Annotated in this window: 11 protein-coding genes; 9 read left to right on the forward strand and 2 right to left on the reverse strand. The window is 69.1% G+C overall.

Annotated features, from left to right (window positions below; translation table 11 throughout):
- Positions 1–382 precede the first annotated feature (382 nt).
- On the reverse strand, positions 383–1804 hold the full coding sequence (gene tldD, locus NHN26_RS02755) for a metalloprotease TldD (protein WP_253088002.1): 1422 nt from the start codon (positions 1802–1804) through the stop codon (positions 383–385).
- A gap of 331 nt (positions 1805–2135) precedes the next feature.
- Here tldD and thrC point away from each other — a divergent pair, with 331 nt between their 5' ends.
- The 7 genes from thrC (at position 2136) to NHN26_RS02790 (ending at position 11720) form a co-directional block, all read left to right on the forward strand.
- Positions 2136–3527 carry a threonine synthase gene (gene thrC / locus NHN26_RS02760; RefSeq protein ID WP_253088003.1) on the forward strand — a complete coding sequence of 464 codons (1392 nt, stop codon included), beginning with the start codon at positions 2136–2138 and terminating at the stop codon, positions 3525–3527.
- Positions 3528–3544: 17 nt separating this feature from the next.
- Complete coding sequence (locus NHN26_RS02765) at positions 3545–4786, forward strand: M16 family metallopeptidase (RefSeq protein WP_435594169.1); 1242 nt, start codon at positions 3545–3547, stop codon at positions 4784–4786.
- Entirely contained in the window at positions 4786–5376 is a 591-nt protein-coding gene (locus NHN26_RS02770; protein WP_253088005.1) for a GNAT family N-acetyltransferase, read from the forward strand. Before NHN26_RS02765 ends, NHN26_RS02770 begins: the two co-directional genes overlap by 1 nt.
- A gap of 223 nt (positions 5377–5599) precedes the next feature.
- On the forward strand, positions 5600–6772 hold the full coding sequence (locus tag NHN26_RS02775; RefSeq protein WP_253088006.1) for a type III PLP-dependent enzyme: 1173 nt from the start codon (positions 5600–5602) through the stop codon (positions 6770–6772).
- An 82-nt stretch (positions 6773–6854) separates the two neighbouring features.
- Positions 6855–8003, forward strand: coding sequence for a succinyl-diaminopimelate desuccinylase (gene dapE, locus NHN26_RS02780; protein WP_253088007.1), 1149 nt, complete (start codon positions 6855–6857; stop codon positions 8001–8003).
- Positions 8004–8057: 54 nt separating this feature from the next.
- The gene (rnr, locus tag NHN26_RS02785; protein WP_253088008.1) at positions 8058–10310 is read left to right on the forward strand and encodes a ribonuclease R; all 2253 of its coding nucleotides are present in this window, start codon (positions 8058–8060) and stop codon (positions 10308–10310) included.
- A gap of 138 nt (positions 10311–10448) precedes the next feature.
- Entirely contained in the window at positions 10449–11720 is a 1272-nt protein-coding gene (locus NHN26_RS02790) for a lytic murein transglycosylase (protein ID WP_253088009.1), read from the forward strand.
- A gap of 242 nt (positions 11721–11962) precedes the next feature.
- Here the strand turns inward: NHN26_RS02790 and NHN26_RS02795 are convergent, their stop codons facing one another.
- Complete coding sequence (locus NHN26_RS02795; RefSeq protein ID WP_253088010.1) at positions 11963–14851, reverse strand: error-prone DNA polymerase; 2889 nt, start codon at positions 14849–14851, stop codon at positions 11963–11965.
- A gap of 174 nt (positions 14852–15025) precedes the next feature.
- Between NHN26_RS02795 and ftsW the strand changes: the two genes are divergently transcribed.
- Both ftsW and NHN26_RS02805 read left to right on the forward strand, forming a co-directional pair.
- Positions 15026–16195, forward strand: coding sequence for a putative lipid II flippase FtsW (ftsW, locus tag NHN26_RS02800; RefSeq protein ID WP_253088011.1), 1170 nt, complete (start codon positions 15026–15028; stop codon positions 16193–16195).
- Positions 16192–17286, forward strand: a complete 1095-nt coding sequence (locus NHN26_RS02805) for a UDP-N-acetylglucosamine--N-acetylmuramyl-(pentapeptide) pyrophosphoryl-undecaprenol N-acetylglucosamine transferase (RefSeq protein WP_253088012.1) — start codon at positions 16192–16194, stop codon at positions 17284–17286. Before ftsW ends, NHN26_RS02805 begins: the two co-directional genes overlap by 4 nt.
- Positions 17287–17297: the final 11 nt, after the last annotated feature.

Raw genomic sequence — 17297 nt, forward strand, 5'->3', positions numbered from 1 at the left:
GTTAACGGAAGGTGAATCCGCGCGCTTCGGGGGGCGGAACGGATGCCGAGGGGGGTGGCTGTGGTTGGGGGGAGGAAATGGTCGGGGGGGAGGGAATGGAGGCCATGTGGCGGGGCCTGAAAGTCGTGTCGCGCCCGAGGGGGCGCGACCGGATGAGACGAAGCTGCTAGACCAGGGAGCCTTCCCGGGTGGGTGGTGCGAGGGGGTGGTAGGAAGAAAAATTCTCCACGTTTTCGCAGCTTCGCTCATCCGTGAGACAAGTTTTCGCTGCAAATGGTTAACACAAGGTGAACAGATTCAAAAAATTCTCCTTAAAGGAGAGTTTTTTCAGCCGCCTTCGGGCAAAGATCGGCGGATTTTTGCCAATCCCCGGGCGCCCCGATCAGGACGCGGCCCCGCCCACGGTCAGCCCGCCGATCATCAGGGTCGGCTGTCCCACGCCCACCGGCACCCATTGCCCCTGCTTGCCGCAATTGCCGATGCCGGGGTCGAGCGCCATGTCGTTGCCGATGGCGCGGATCTGCTGCATCGCGGTCGGCCCGTCGCCGATCAGCGTGGCGCCCTTGACCGGCGCGCCGACCTTTCCGTTCCTGACGCGATAGGCCTCGGTGCAGGAGAAGACGAACTTGCCGTTCGTGATGTCGACCTGTCCGCCCCCGAATCCAACGGCATAGAGGCCGTCCTTGAGATCCGCGACGATATCGGCAGGAGCCGCGTTTCCGGACAGCATGCAGGTATTCGTCATGCGCGGCATCGGCGGGTGGGCGAAACTCTGGCGCCGTCCGTTGCCGGTTGGGGTGACGCCCATCAGCCGCGCGTTCTGGCGGTCCTGCATGTAGCCGACCAGGATTCCGTCCTCGATCAGCACCGTGCGGCCCGATGGCGTGCCCTCGTCATCGACGCTGATCGAGCCGCGGCGGTCGGGAATCGTGCCGTCGTCAAGCACCGTGACGCCCGGTGCGGCGATTCGCTGGCCCATCAGCCCGGCGAAGGCCGAACTCCCCTTGCGGTTGAAATCGCCCTCCAGCCCGTGGCCCACGGCCTCGTGCAGCAACACGCCCGGCCAGCCGGGGCCGAGGACCACATCCATCACGCCCGCGGGTGCGGCTTCGGCGTCGAGATTGACCAGCGCGATGCGCAGCGCCTCGCGGGTTGCGGCCTCCCAGTTCGTGCGCGCGATCAGCCCGGCAAGGCCGTGCCGCCCGCCGCCGCCATGGCTGCCCGATTCGCGGCGGCCGCCCTGTTCGACGATCACGCCGACATTCAGCCGGGTCATCGGGCGGATATCGGTGAACAGCAGCCCGTCGGGGCGCAGGATCACCACCTCCTGCAAGGACGCCGCCAGCGTCGCGGTCACCTGCACCACGCGCGGGTCCAGCGCGCGGGCGAAGGCGTCGATCTCGCGCAGCGTGTCGAGCTTGACCCCGAATGTGGCGTCGGCCATCGGGTCGTCATCCGAATAGAGCCGCCGGTTGGTCGGCTGCGGCGGATCGGCCAGCGTGCCGCCGCCCTCGGCCACGGCAAGCCGCGCGGTCTGTGTGGCGCGTTTCAGCGCGGCTTCGGAGATTTCGGTCGAATGGGCATAGCCCGCGGCCTCGCCCCGCACGGCGCGCAGACCGAAGCCTTCGGTGGCGTCATAGCTGGCGGTGCGCACACGGCCGTCATCGAAGCTGAGCACCTCGGAGCGGGTGCGTTCGAGGAACAATTCGCCGTCATCGGCCCCGGCGGTCGCCTGTTGCAGAAGCGCCAGCGCGCGGTCGCGGTCGAGCAGCGTCTCGAAGGGGCGGAAGGGGCCTTGGGTCATGCGCGTCCTCGGGGTGAAGAAAGGCGGCAGAATGTCGCAGCTTTCGCTTGTATCCTGCCGCTCAATATGTTTCTTTGGCGGGGCGATACAACTGTCTCCGCAGAGATCGCGACCAAGGGCGGACAACGCCCACAAGGGAACCGGGGAATAGCGCCCAGCGCGAGGCCCGGACTTCGACTGCCGGGTTTTCCCTGATCTTGTCCGGTGCCGCGCGCTCCCGCGGCCCGGACGCCCCTCCCCCCGCACACCCTCCTGAAAATCTCGTTTCCGTCCGGGGTGACAGCGCCCCGCGTCTGGCGTATCAGGCCGCAGAGCGAGAGAAGGCAGGCAGATGCGCTATGTATCCACGCGGGGAACGGCCCCGATCCTGACATTCGAAGAGGCGATGCTGACGGGGCTGGCGCGCGATGGCGGGCTGTATGTCCCCGAGACCGTGCCCGCGATGGCGCCCGGCGAGATCGCGGGGCTGGCGGGGCTGTCCTATGAGGAGGCCGCCTTCCGGGTGATGCGGCCCTTCATCGGCGATGCCTTCACCGATGCCGAGTTCGAGGCGATCATCGGCCGCGCCTATGCAGGCTTTGGCCACGCCGCGCGCGCGCCGCTGGTGCAGCTTGGGGCCAATCATTTCCTGCTGGAGCTGTTCCACGGGCCGACGCTGGCCTTCAAGGATTTCGCGATGCAGCTGATCGGCCAGCTCTTTCAGGCCGCGCTGGCGCGGTCGGGGAGCCGCGTGACCATCGTGGGGGCGACCAGCGGGGATACCGGGTCGGCGGCGATCGAGGCGTTCCGGGGGCTGGACAATGTGGATGTGTTCATCCTGTTCCCCGAGGGCCGCGTCAGCGAGGTGCAGCGCCGCCAGATGACCACGCCGTCCGAGGCGAATGTGCATGCGCTGGCCGTGCGGGGCGATTTCGACGATTGCCAGGCGCGCGTGAAGGACATGTTCAACGATTTCGCCTTTCGCGATGCCGTCGGGCTGGCGGGGGTGAACTCGATCAACTGGGCGCGGGTGCTGGCGCAGGTGGTCTATTACTTCACCTCGGCCGTGGCGCTGGGGGCACCGCACCGGGCCGTCAGCTTTACCGTGCCCACGGGCAATTTCGGCGACATCTTTGCCGGATACATCGCCCGGCGGATGGGGCTGCCGATCGAACGCCTCGTGATCGCGACGAACCAGAACGACATCCTGCACCGGGCGCTGTCGACGGGGGCCTATGAAACCCATGGGGTTGCGCCCTCGATCAGCCCGTCGATGGATATCCAGGTCTCCTCGAATTTCGAGCGTGCGCTGTTCGAGGCCTATGGCCGCGACGGGGCGGCGGTGGCCCAGCAGATGCAGGCGCTGAAGGACCAGGGCGGGTTCACCATCAGCCAGGGCGCGCTGGAAGCCTTGCGCGAGGTCTTCGCCTCGGGCCGGGCCTCCGAGGAGGAGACCGGCGCCACGATCCGCGCCACCCATGAAGCGACGGGCGAGATCCTGTGCCCGCATTCGGCGGTGGGCGTGAAGGTGGCGCAGGACCAGCCCGCCAGCGCCACGCCGATGATCACGCTGGCGACCGCGCATCCGGCGAAATTCCCCGATGCGGTCGCGGCGGCCACCGGGATCAGGCCGCCCCTTCCCAAGCGCATGGCGGATCTGTATGAGCGCCCCGAGCGCGTGACGGTCGTCGATAACGACCTTGGCGCGATCGAGTCCCTGATCGAGGAAAGGCGCGCGGGTTGAGCGTAGAGCTGCACAGGATGCCCAACGGACTCCGCGTTGTGACCGAGCGGATGCCGGGGCTGAAATCGGCCTCCATCGGGATCTGGATCATGGCGGGCGGCCGCGACGAGCGGGCCGAGGAAAACGGCATCGCCCATTTCCTGGAGCACATGGCCTTCAAGGGCACCGACAAGCGCAGCACCTTGCAGATCGCCGAGGCGATCGAGGATGTGGGCGGCTATATCAACGCCTACACGGGCCGCGAGATGACCGCCTATTACGCCCGCGTGCTGGAGGCGGACGTGCCGCTGGCCCTCGACGTGCTGGCCGATATCCTGCTGAACCCGCTGTTCGAGCAAGCCGAGATCGAGGTCGAGCGCGGCGTGATCCTGCAGGAGATCGGGCAGGTGCTGGACACGCCCGACGACGTGATCTTCGACTGGTTGCAGGAGGTCGCCTATCCCGGCCAGTCCATCGGGCGCACGTTGCTGGGGCCGGCGGAACGGGTGCGCGGCTTCACGCGCGACGATCTGTTTTCCTTCATCGGGCGGCATTACACGCCCGATCGGATGATCCTGTCGGCGGCCGGTGCGGTGGACCATGACGAGATCGTGCGGCTGGCCGAGGGGCTGTTCGGCCATCTGGCGCCCGGCACGCATGGGGTGCATGAGCCCGCCCGCTTTACCGGCGGCGAGCGGCGCGAGGTCAAGACGCTGGAACAGGCGCATATGGCGCTGGCCTTCGAATGCCCCAGCTATCGCGACCCCGCGATCTATACCGCGCAGATCTTTGCCACAGCGCTGGGCGGGGGCATGTCCTCGCGGCTGTTCCAGGAACTCAGGGAAAAGCGGGGGCTTTGCTATACCGTCTTTGCCCAGGCGGGGGCCTATGCCGATACCGGGCTGATCACGCTATATGCGGGCACCAGCGCGGCGCAGATCGGCGAACTGGCGGAACTGACCATGGCCGAGATCGCGCGTTCGGCGCAGGACATGACGCCCGCCGAGGTGGCCCGGGCGCGCGCGCAGATGAAGGCGGGGTTGCTGATGGGGCTGGAAAGCCCGTCGAACCGGACCGAGCGGCTGGCGCGGCTGGTGTCGATCTGGGACCGGGTGCCCGGCATCGAGGAGACCATCGCCCATATCGACGCGGTGACCACGGGCGATGTGCGCGACTTCGCCGGGCGGATGGCCGGGGCGGGGCAGGCCGCGCTTGCGCTATATGGCCCTGTCTCGAAGGCGCCGGGGCTGGACGCGTTGCAGGGCAGGCTTGCGGCCTGATGCTGGGCCTCAGGCGCAAGGTCCGGATCGAGACGGACCGGATGTTCCTGCGCCCGCCGGTCCATGCCGATTTCCGCGACTGGGCCGCGCTGCGGGCGGCGAGTGCCGCCTTCCTGACGCCGTGGGAACCGGCCTGGGCGCCCGATCACCTGACACGCAAGGCGTTCACCAACCGGGTCTACTGGGCGCAGCGGGCGATGGGCACGGGCTCGGCGATCCCGCTGTTCCTGTTCCGGCGGGCCGATGACGTGCTGCTGGGCGCGATCACGCTGGACAATATCCGGCGGGGGCCGTCGCAATCGGGGACGCTGGGCTACTGGATCGGCGAGCCCTTTGCCCGGCAGGGCTATATGCGCGAGGCGATCGAGGCGGTGGTTCACCATGCCTTTGCCATGCGGGATCTGAGCCGGATCGAGGCGGCCTGCCTGCCCGAGAACGTCGCCTCGCGGGGCGTGCTGGAGAAATCCGGCTTCAAGTATGAGGGCGTGGCGCAGAGCTATCTGCAGATCAACAATCGCTGGCGCAACCACGTCCTCTACGCGAACCTGCGCAGCGACCGGCGCGGGCGGACCGAGACCGGGCTGGCCTGACGCCGCGCCGTTCTGGTGCGGCGGGGTCACGTTCTCGCGCGCAAGGGGTGGAAATATCGGGCTTTAACCGAATTTCTGTTGCACCGACTCACGCAAGTCCATATGTGCCCGCGTTACGGACGCCAACGCACGCGCCTCTGTCCCCTCACGGGTTACGTAGCGACGGTAACGTCTCCCTTGGAACTGAGCGGCCATGTCATGGCCGGGTCTATTGGAGATGACCATGTACGCTACGCAAACCGACTTCGTCGGTCGATCCTCTGTCCTGTCCTCCTCCCGCGCCGAAGACTTCATCCGCGCGCATCGCTTCGAGCGGCCGACTCTGGTGCTGGACATCGAGGCGGTGGCCGAGCGCTATGCCGCGCTGAAGGCCGGGCTGGGCCGGGCGGCGATCCATTATGCCGTCAAGGCCAACCCCGCGCCCGAGATCGTGGCGCGTCTGGCGGCGCTGGGCTCGGGCTTCGACGCCGCCTCGCGCGCCGAGATCGAGCTGTGCCTTGCGCAAGGGGCGGCACCGTCCGCGATTTCCTTCGGCAACACGGTCAAGCGGGCCTCGGACATCGCCTTTGCCCATCAGGCGGGGATCACGCTGTTTGCGGCCGATGCCGAGGAGGAGATCGACAAGATCGCCGAACATGCCCCCGGCGCGCAGGTCTATATCCGCGTTCTGGTCACCGCGAGCGAGGCCGACTGGCCGCTGTCGCGCAAGTTCGGCTGTGCGCCGGGCAAGGTGCAGCCGCTGCTGGCGCGCGCCCTTGCGGCGGGGCTGCGGCCGGTGGGCCTGTCGTTCCATGTCGGCAGCCAGACGCGCGTGGCGCGGATGTGGCTGTCGGTGCTGGACGAGGTGGCGGGCGTCTGGCATGCCGCGCGCGGCGCCGGGTTCGATCTGGAGCTGCTGAATATCGGCGGCGGGTTCCCGGCCTTTTACGGCGAAGAGGTCGAGCAGCCCGAGATCTATGCCGCCCAGGTGATGCGGCTGGTCACCGACCTGTTCGGGGCGGTGCCGCGCGTGATGGCGGAACCCGGGCGCGGCATGGTGGCCGAGGCGGGCGCGATCGCAGCCGAGGTGATGCTGGTCTCGCGCAAATGCGACACCGATGCCTATCGCTGGGTCTATCTGGACATCGGCAAGTTCTCGGGGCTGGCCGAAACGATGGACGAGGCGATCCGCTACCAGTTCCTGACCGGGCGCGAGCATGAGCCGGTCGGCCCCTGCATCCTGGCCGGGCCGTCCTGCGACAGCGCGGATGTGCTGTATGAAAAGCGCCCCGTCCTGCTGCCGCTGGGGCTGAGCGCGGGCGACCGGGTCATCATCCGCAATTCGGGGGCCTATACGTCGAGCTATGCCTCGGTCGGCTTCAACGGCTTTCCGCCGCTTGATGTCGTGGTGATCTGACACGGCCTGCGCGCCGCGCTGCTGCATTGCGGCGCGGCGCGGGTCGGGCTATCGCTGGGGCGCATCATCAGGATCCGCGCCCATGACCCGACCCACCGACCCCGTTGCCCTGACCGCCGATCTGATCCGCTGCGCGTCGGTCACGCCGAGCGAGGCGGGCGCGCTGCGCCTGCTGGAAACCCGGCTGGCCGCGGCGGGGTTCCAATGTCGGCGGGTCGACCGCGGCGGCGTGCCGAACCTGTTCGCGCGCTGGGGGGCGAAGGGGCATCCGCGGACCTTCGGCTTCAACGGGCATACCGATGTCGTGCCCGCGGGCGATACCGCGGCCTGGACCCATGACCCGTTCGGGGCAGAGATCAGCGACGGCTATCTGTGGGGGCGCGGTGCGACCGACATGAAGTCGGGGGTTGCGGCCTTTGTCGCGGCGGCCATCGACCTTGTGACCGACACGCCGCCCGAGGGGGCCATCGTGCTGACGATCACCGGCGACGAGGAGGGCGACGCGACGGACGGGACCGTGGCGCTGCTGGACTGGATGGCGACAGAGGGCGAGCGGATGGATGTCTGTCTGGTGGGCGAGCCGACCTCGCGCGAACGCCTTGGCGACATGATGAAGATCGGGCGGCGCGGGTCGATGACGGCCTGGTTCACCGCCCATGGCGTGCAGGGCCATTCGGCCTATCCGCAGCGCGCGCAGAACCCGATTCCGGCGCTGGCGCGGCTGGTCGAGCGGCTGTCGGCCTATCCGCTGGACGAGGGCACGCGCCATTTCGATCCCTCGACGCTGGTGGTCACCAGTTTCGACACCGGCAATCCCGCGACCAACGTGATCCCTGGGCTGTGCCGGGCGACCGTCAATATCCGCTTCAACGAGGCGCACGGGTCCGACAGCCTGACCGAGTGGCTGCGCGCCGAGGCGGATCGCGTGACCGGCGAGACCGGCATCCGTTTCGATCTGGAGGTGAAGGTTTCGGGCGAAAGCTTCCTGACGCCGCCGGGCGCGCTGTCCGACCTGGTGGCGGGCGCGGTCGAGGCGGAAACCGGGCTGCGGCCCGAGCCGTCGACCTCGGGCGGGACGTCGGATGCGCGCTTCGTCAAGGATTTCTGCCCGGTGGTCGAGTTCGGGCTGGTGGGCAAGACGATGCACCAGGTGGACGAGCGGGTGGAACCGGCCCAGATCGAGGCGCTGAAACGGGTCTATGGCCGCATCCTTGCCACCTATTTCGCCTGATCCGGCCCCGCTTTCCGGCTGACGGGGGCGGGCGCGCGTGCTAGCTCTGCGTGCATGAGCCAGATACCGTCCAAGACCGAAATCCTCGACTGGATCGCCGCGCATCCCGGCGAAAGCTCGAAGCGCGACATCGCCCGGGCCTTCGGCATCAAGGGGGCCGACCGGATCGACCTCAAGCGCGTGCTCAAGGAGCTGGAGGACGAGGGCCATCTGGAGAAACGGCGCCGGAGCTATCGCGACCCCGACCGGCTGCCGCCGGTGAGCGTGTTGCAGATCCTGGCGCCGAACCGCGATGGCGATCTGTTCGCGAAACCGCTGGAATGGCATGGCGAGGGGGCGGAGCCGCGCGTTCTGTTCGTCGCGCGCAAGGAAGAACCCGCGCTGGCCGAGGGCGACCGGATCCTCGCCCGCCTGCAGGAGGTGCGCGGCGAGGATCACCAATACGAGGCGCGGCTGATCCGCAAGATCGGCGTCAACCCGAAACGGGTGCTGGGCATCTTTCGCACCGGCGCCGAGGGCGGGCGGATCGTGCCGATCGACAAGGGCGCCGATCTGGAATGGATGGTGGGGCGCGATGCGACCCATGGCGCGAAGGATGGCGAACTGGTCGAGGCCGAGCAGATCGGCCCGCGCACCCGCATGGGCCTGCCGCGGGCGCGTGTCGTGGACCGGCTGGGCGATCCGTCGGCTCCCAAGGCCGTCAGCCTGATCGCGATCCACCAGCATGGCATCCCCGATGTCTTTTCCGACGACGCCATCGCCGAGGCCGACCGGGCGAAACCCGCGGGGCTGGGGGATCGCGAGGATCTGCGCCATCTGCCGCTGGTGACCATCGACCCGGCCGATGCGCGCGACCGCGACGACGCGGTGCTGGCGATGCCCGATGACGACCCGAAGAACGAGGGCGGGCATGTGCTGTGGGTCGCGATCGCCGATGTGGCCCATTACGTCCGGCCCGGCTCGGCGCTGGATCGCGAGGCGCGCGAGCGCGGCAATTCCACCTATTTCCCCGACCGCGTGGTGCCGATGCTGCCCGACCGGCTGTCGGGCGATCTGTGTTCGCTGCATGAGGGCGTGCCGCGGGCCTGTATCGCGGTGCGCATGGTGATCGACGCGCATGGCAACAAGCTGTCGCATCGCTTCACCCGGGGGCTGATGGCCTCGGCCGCGGCGCTGACCTATGCCCAGGTGCAGGCGGCGCAGGATGGCCAGCCGGACGAACGCAGCGCGGAGCTGCTCGACGACGTGATCCGCCCGCTTTATGCCGCCTACAGGGCGCTGGCCCGGGCGCGGGAGGCCCGCCAGCCGCTGGATCTGGACCTGCCGGAGCGGCGGATCGTGCTGTCCGAAGATGGCCATGTGACCTCGGTCAGTTTCCGCGACCGGCTGGAGGCGCACCGGCTGATCGAGGAGTTCATGGTGCTGGCCAATGTCTCGGCCGCCGAGGAACTGACCCGGCTGCGCCGCCCGCTGATCTTTCGCGTGCATGAGGAACCCAGCCCCGAGAAGCTGGACGCGCTGCGCGAGGTGGCCGCCGCCTCGGGCTTCACGCTGGCGAAGGGGCAGGTGTTGCAGACCCGGCACCTGAACAACCTGCTGGACCAGGCGATGGGGACCGAGTTTTCCGAACTCATCAACCTGTCGACGCTGCGCTCGATGACGCAAGCCTATTACACGCCGGAACATTTCGGCCATTTCGGGCTGGCGCTGCGATCCTATGCGCATTTCACCTCGCCGATCCGGCGCTATGCCGACCTGGTCGTGCATCGCGCGCTGATCACGGCGCATGGCTGGGGCAAGGACGGGCTGTCGGCGCAAGAGATCGAGGAACTGGAGGCGACCGCGCAGCATATTTCGGAAACCGAGCGCCGCTCGATGGAAGCCGAGCGCGACACGACCGACCGCTATCTCGCGGCCTATCTGTCCGAACGGGTGGGCAACGAGTTCGCGGGGCGGGTGTCGGGCATCGCGCGGTTCGGGGTGTTCGTGAAGCTGGACGAGACCGGCGCCGACGGGCTGATCCCGATCCGCGAACTGGGGCAGGAATATTTCCACCATGACCGCGAGGCGCAGACGCTGATGGGCGCCGATACCGGGCTGACCATCGGCATCGGCCAGCGGGTCACCGTGCGGCTGTCCGAGGCGGTGCCGGTCACCGGCGGGCTGGTGCTGGAACTGCTGTCGATCGAGGACAAGGCGATGCGCCCCGGCCCGCGCAAGACCCGTGGCAAGGCCCCGAAACGCAACCTCGGCCGGTCGAAGGCGAGGGCCGACAAGGCGAAGCGCAAGCTGACGCGCAAACGCTAGGCGAAATCCGGCGGGCGGCGGGAATGGCGCTTTGCGTTCGGCCGGAGAGCGGGTACATTTGCGGCAAAACCGGAAAGGTCCGAGCAGATGTCATTCTCCCCCGCCCGGGCTGCGGCCCTTGTCCCGTTGCTGTGCGCCATGAGCATGACCGCCCCGGCCCAGGCGCTGGAAACCTCGCCGCGCCCGACGCCGCGCCCCGCGCTGGCCGACCTGGCCGAAAGCGCGCGCCCCGCGCTCCGCGCCACCGTCACGAGGGAGGCCGCAATGGACCAGGCGCAGCATTCGACGGCGCATATCGGGTTCCAGCGCTGGATCGAGGGCTTTCGCGGCCGCGCGCTGTCCCAGGGCATCGCGCCGGCGGTCTTCGACCGGGCCTTCCGGGGGGTGGGCTACAATGCCGATGTGATCGGGCGCGACCGCAACCAGTCGGAATTCACCAAGACGATCTGGGACTATCTCGACAGCGCGGCCTCGGAAACGCGGGTGGCCAACGGGCGCGAGGCGCTTTCGCGTCACCGCGCCCTGCTGGACCGGATCGAGGCGCGCTTTGGCGTCGACAAGGAGGTGGTGGTCGCGATCTGGGGGCTGGAAAGCGCCTATGGCACGTTCCGCGGCACCACGCCGATCATCGAGGCGCTGGCAACATTGGCCTATGACGGGCGGCGCGGCGCATTCTTCGAGGAGCAGCTGGTCGCGGCGCTGAAGATCGTGCAATCGGGCGACACGGATGCGCGGAGCATGACCGGAAGCTGGGCCGGGGCGATGGGGCACACCCAGTTCATCCCGACCTCGTATCTGGCCTATGCGGTGGATTTCACCGGCGACGGGCGGCGCGACATCTGGTCGGAGGATCCCTCCGATGCGCTGGCCTCGACCGCGGCCTATCTGGCGCGGTTCGGCTGGAAGGCGGGCCAGCCCTGGGGCGTCGAGGTGCGGCTGCCCGGCGGGTTCGACTACCAGCTTGCCGCGCGCAGCGAGATGCGGATGCCCTCGGACTGGGCGGCGCTGGGCGTGCGCGACATGGCCGGGCGGGCGGTGCCCGATCACGGGCGCGCCTCGATCCTGCTGCCCGCGGGGGCGCGCGGTGCGGCCTTCATGATCTTCGACAATTTCGCGGTGATCGAGCGCTACAACACGGCGGATGCCTATGTGATCGGGGTGGGGCATCTGGCCGACCGGATCGCGGGCGGCGGGCCGTTCCAGTCCGAATGGCCGCGCGAGGACCGGGCGCTGGTCTTTGCCGAGCGGCAGGAATTGCAGGAGCGGCTGACGCGGGCGGGCTTTGACACCAGAGGGATCGACGGCCGGATCGGGCCGAACACCATCGCGGCGGTGCGCGCCTTCCAGCGGTCCGCGGGCCTGATCCCGGACGGCTATGCAAGCCTCGATCTGCTGAACCGGCTGCGCTGAGCCCGCCCGGGAAGCCGACTGCGTCGGCTGCCTTCGGCGAGGATATTTACAGCCGGAAGAAGGACAGGGTGGACCCCCTGTCCGGGCCTTCCACGGGGGGGAACGGGAAGGGGGGACAGGGGGTCTTCTCCTGGCGCGGTCATCGGCGTCCCCGCCTGTACCGCCCTGTCAGACTGGCGCATCAAGGTTAATGTTTCGTTGCTTCTTCTGGCCTTAAATATCCCCGCCGGAGGCAGGGTGCGTCACGGCGCGACGCCGGGGGTCAGGCGGTCGCGGATCAGGGCCACCGGATGGCGGCGCAGGGTGAAGCGCAGCGCGAGGTAATCCTCGACCACCTCTTCGGCTTCGCTCATGGCGGGCAGGGTGACGGGCGGTTCGGCGATGCCCTCGCCGTCGAGATCGCCTGGAAAGAGCGGCAGCGGTTTCGGGCCGGACAGCGCGCGCGCGGCCCAGAGCGCGGCGCGGCGGTCGATCCCCAGCCCGGCGAAGGCGTCGGCCTCGGCCAGGGCGGCGACCAGCGCGGGGGGCAGGCCGGCGCGGCGCCAGACATCCTCGACGCATGCATAGCCGTTGCCGCGGGCCGCGACGATCCAGGCGGCCTCTTCCTCGGGGATCGCCTTGATCTGGCGGAAGCCCAGCCGCAGGCAGAGCCCGCCCCGGTCGTCGGATTCCACGCCGTTGTCCCATTGGCTGGCATTGATGCAGACCGGGCGGATCTCGACCCCGTGTTCGCGGGCGTCGCGCAGGATCTGGGCGGGGGCGTAGAAGCCCATGGGCTGGGCGTTCAGCAGCGCGCAGGCGAAGATCGCGGGGTGGTGGCGCTTGAGCCAGGCCGAGGCGTAGACCAGCAGCGCGAAGCTGGCGGCGTGGCTTTCGGGGAAGCCGTAGGAGCCGAAGCCCTCGATCTGGGAAAAGCAGCGTTCGGCGAAGGCGCGGTCATGGCCGTTGCGCGCCATGCCCCTGAGGAAGCGGTCGCGGAATTCGGAGACATTGCCGTGCTTGTTGAAGGTGGCGAGCGACCGGCGCAGGCGGTCGGCCTCGTCGGGTGAAAAGCCCGCGCCGGTGATGGCGATCTGCATCGCCTGTTCCTGGAAGAGCGGCACGCCCAGCGTCTTGGCCAGCACCGCGCCCAGCGCGTCGGAGGGGAAGCGCACCTGCTCCTCGCCATTGCGGCGCCTGAGATAGGGGTGGACCATGTCGCCCTGGATCGGTCCCGGGCGGATGATCGCGACCTGGATCACGAGGTCGTAGAAGCAGCGCGGCCGCATCCGGGGCAGGAAATTCATCTGCGCCCGGCTTTCGACCTGGAAGACGCCCAGCGAATCGGCGCGGCAGAGCATGTCGTAGGTCGCCGGATCCTCGGGCGGGAGGGTGGCGAGGTCGAGCCGGTGGCCATGCTGGCGCTCGATCAGCTCGAACGCCTTGCGGATGCAGGTCAGCATGCCCAGCGCGAGGATGTCGACCTTGAGGATGCCCAGCGCGTCGATATCGTCCTTGTCCCAGCAGATCAGGGTGCGCCCCTCCATCGCGGCATTCTCGACCGGCACCAGTTCGTCGAGCCGGCCTTCGGTGATGACGAAGCCGCCGACATGCTGGCTGAGATGGCGGGGGAAGCCCTGGATTTCCGCGATCAGGTCGAGCGTGCGGCGCAGGCGCGGGTCGGCGGGGTCGAGGCCGATCTCGCGCAGGCGGTGGTCCTCGATGGCGCCCGAGCCCCAGCCCCAGACCTGGCTGGACATGGCGGCCAGCGTGTCTTCGGACAGGCCCATGGCGCGGCCCACCTCGCGCACGGCGCGCTTGCCGCGGTAGTGGATGACGGTGGCGCAGAGCCCGGCGCGGTGGCGGCCGTAGCGGTCATAGATGTGCTGGATCACCTCCTCGCGGCGCTCATGTTCGAAATCGACGTCGATATCGGGGGGCTCGCCCCGGGCCTCGGAGACGAAACGCTCGAAGACCATGGTGCCGATCTCGGGGGAGACGGAGGTGATGCCCAGGGCATAGCAGACCACCGAATTGGCGGCCGAGCCGCGGCCCTGGCAGAGGATGCCGCGGGACCGGGCGAAATCGACGATGTCGTGGACGGTGAGGAAATAGGGTTCGTAGCGCAGTTTCGCGATCAGCGCGAGTTCATGGGCGAGCATGGCCTGCACCCGGTCGGAGGCGCCGTCCGGGTAGCGGCGGGCCAGGCCTTCGCGGGCGAGGCGGGCGAGCCGCGCGGCGGCGGTTTCGCCCTGCGCGCCTTCGGACGGGTATTCGTAGCGCAGCTCGTCCAGCGAGAAGGTGCAGCGCGCGGCGATCTCGGCGGTGCGGTGCACGGCGGCTTCGTGACCGGCGAAGAGGCGCAGCATCTCGGGCCCGCTGCGCAGGCGCTGTTCGGCATTGGCAAGCGCTGCATGGCCGAGCGCGTCGACGCGGGTGCTGGTGCGGATCGCGGTCAGCACATCGGCCAGCCGACGGCGGCGGCCGTGATGCATCAGCGGGGCGGCCGAGGCGATGGCGGGCAGGCCGGTCGCGCGCGCGAGGGAGGCGAGCCGGTCGAAGCGAGCGGCGTCCTGCCCGTCATAGGCGGGCGCCATCAGGAGCGACACCTGTCCGGGGAAGCGGCGCGTCAGCCGCTGCGCCTGTGGCCGCCATTCGCCCGCGCCGCGCCGGGAGGTCGGGGCCTGTGGCGGGTGGAGCAGGATTTCGAGGCCGTCGCCCCAGTCCAGCAGGTCGTCAAGCGTCAGCGTGCAGCCGCCCTTTGCCGCCCGCAGCCTGCCGATGGAGAGCATCCGGCAGAGCCGTCCCCAGGCGGCACGGTCGCGCGGCAGGACGGTCGCGGCCAGCCCGTCGGTCAGCACCAGCCGCGCGGCGGGCAGCAGGCGCGGCACGGTATGGATCGGGGCCGAGGGCGGGCGGGGCAGATGGGCGGGGCAGGGCGGGCCGATCGGCGCGGCCGCCTGCACCAGCGCCACCTCGCGCGCGATCTCGCGCGCCGCGACATGCGCCCGCACCAGCCCCGCGACCGAGTTCTCGTCGGCGATGGCCAGCGCCGCGATGCCCAGAATCGCGGCACGCTGCATATGCTCCTCGGGATGCGAGGCGCCGGTCAGGAAGGTGAAGTTGGAGCTGGCGGAAAGTTCGGCGAACATGGCGAGTCGGGAGTATATTCACGTTTTGTTCCCGATTGGAGTCCCGATTGCCCGGATCCGGGGCGGTCGCGGGCCGGTAACCTTTGCAGACTGGCGTCAGGCCCGTTTTGGCGCTACACTCGCTCCCAGACCCGGAAAACGGGCAAGAACAGAGGCAGTCGAGGCAGCACGCCCATGACGGAAATGGTCTACGGGACCGCGCCCATTCGCGCGGGCGAACCGGTCTTGCCGCGTTGGTGGCGAACGGTCGACAGATGGGCGATCTCCTGCATCCTGGTGCTGTTCGGGGTCGGGCTGTTGCTGGGGCTGGCCGCCTCGCCGCCGCTGGCGGCCAAGCACGGGCTGGACGCCTTCCACTATGTCGAGCGGCAGATGCTGTTCGGAGTGCTGGCGCTGGGCGCGATGATGCTTGTCTCGATGATGTCGCCGGACATGGTGCGCAGGCTGGGCGTGATCGGCTTTCTGGGCGCGTTCCTGGCGCTGGCCTTGCTGCCGGTCCTGGGCACGGATTTCGGCAAGGGGGCGGTGCGGTGGTATTCGCTGGGCTTTGCCAGCGTGCAGCCCTCGGAATTCCTGAAGCCCGGTTTCATCGTTCTGGCCGCCTGGATGCTGGCCGCGGCGCAGGAACTGAACGGCCCGCCGGGACGCATGATGTCGCTGGGCGTGACGCTGGTGGTGGTGCTGTTCCTGGCCTTCCAGCCCGATTTCGGGCAGGCGGCGCTGATCCTGTTTTCCTGGGGGGTGATGTATTTCGTGGCGGGCGCGCCGTTCCTGCTGCTGGTCGCCGTGGCGGGTGCGGTGGTCGCGGGCGGCACGCTGGCCTATCAGGGGTCCGAGCATTTCGCCCGCCGCATCGACGGCTTCCTGTCGCCCGAGATCGACCCGCGCACCCAGCTTGGCTATGCGGTGAACGCGATCCAGGAGGGCGGGTTCTTCGGCGTGGGCGTGGGCGAGGGGCAGGTGAAATGGTCGCTGCCCGATGCGCATACCGATTTCATCATTGCGGTGGCGGCCGAGGAATACGGGCTGGTTCTGGTGGCCGCGATCATCGCGCTTTACGCGGTGATCGTCGTGCGCTCGCTGTTCCGGCTGATGCGCGAGCGTGACAGTTTCATCCGGATCGCGGGCACGGGGCTGGCCTGCACCTTCGGCGTGCAGGCGCTGATCAACATGGGCGTGGCGGTGAAGCTCCTGCCCGCCAAGGGCATGACGCTGCCCTTTGTCAGCTATGGCGGCTCGTCGCTGATCGCCATGGGGATCATGGTGGGCATGCTGCTGGCGCTGACGCGCAGCCGGCCGCAGGGCGAGATCGGCGACATCCTGCGCCGCCGGGGGCTGGCATGAGCGCGCCGCTTCTGGTCATCGCCGCGGGCGGCACCGGCGGGCACATGTTCCCGGCGCAGGCGCTGGCCGAGGCGATGCTGGCCCGCGGCTGGCGGGTGAAGCTGTCGACCGATGCGCGCGGCGCGCGCTATGCGGGCGGCTTCCCGCGGCAGGTCGAGATCCTGCGCGTGGCCGCCGACAGCCTGGCGCGCGGCGGGCTGGTCGAGCGGATCGCGGCGCCCTTCCGGCTGGGCGTGGGCGTGCTGGCGGCGCTGGTGAGCATGCTGCGCGACCGTCCGGCGGTGGTGGCGGGCTTTGGCGGCTATCCGTCCTTCCCGGCGCTGACGGCCGCAATCGTGCTGAAACTGCCGCGGATGATCCACGAGCAGAACGGCGTGCTGGGGCAGGTGAACCAGCTTTACGCGAAGCGCGTGCATGCCATCGGCTGCGGCATCTGGCCCACCGACCTGCCCGAGGGCGTCGAGGGCTGGCATGTCGGCAACCCGGTGCGCGCCGCGGTGATGGAACGCGCGGGTGCGCCCTATATCCCGCCGGGCGATTACCCGATGAGCATCGTCGCCATCGGTGGCAGTCAGGGCGCGCGGGCGCTGTCGGACAACGTGCCCGCCGCCGTCGCGGCCCTGCCCGAGCGGATGCGCCGCCATGTCCGCGTGTCCCACCAGGCCCGCGAGGAGGATCTTGCGCGGGTCGAACTGGCCTATGCCGAGGCCGGGATCGAGGCTGACGTGCGGCCCTTCTTCGAGGACATCCCCGCGCGTCTGGCCGAGGCGCAGCTTGTCATCAGCCGGGCGGGTGCCTCGTCGATTGCCGACATTTCCGTGATCGGGCGGCCGTCGATCCTGATCCCTTACCCTTACGCGACGGGCGATCACCAGACCGCGAATGCCCGCGGGCTGGTCGAGGCGGGGGCGGCGATCCTGATCCCCGAATCCGCCCTTGACCCTGCCGCATTGTCGACGCAAATCGCCACGGTTCTCGACCAACCCGAAGGGGCCATGCGCATGGCCCATGCCGCGCTGTCCTGCGGACGGCCCGATGCGGCCGATCGGCTGGTCGAGATCGTCGAGGCGCTGGGCGGAGAAGGGCGATAGCATGAACCTTG

Origin of the sequence: Rhodovulum tesquicola (assembly GCF_024128855.1) — a bacterium.
GTDB classification, from domain to species: Bacteria; Pseudomonadota; Alphaproteobacteria; order Rhodobacterales; family Rhodobacteraceae; genus Rhodovulum; species Rhodovulum tesquicola.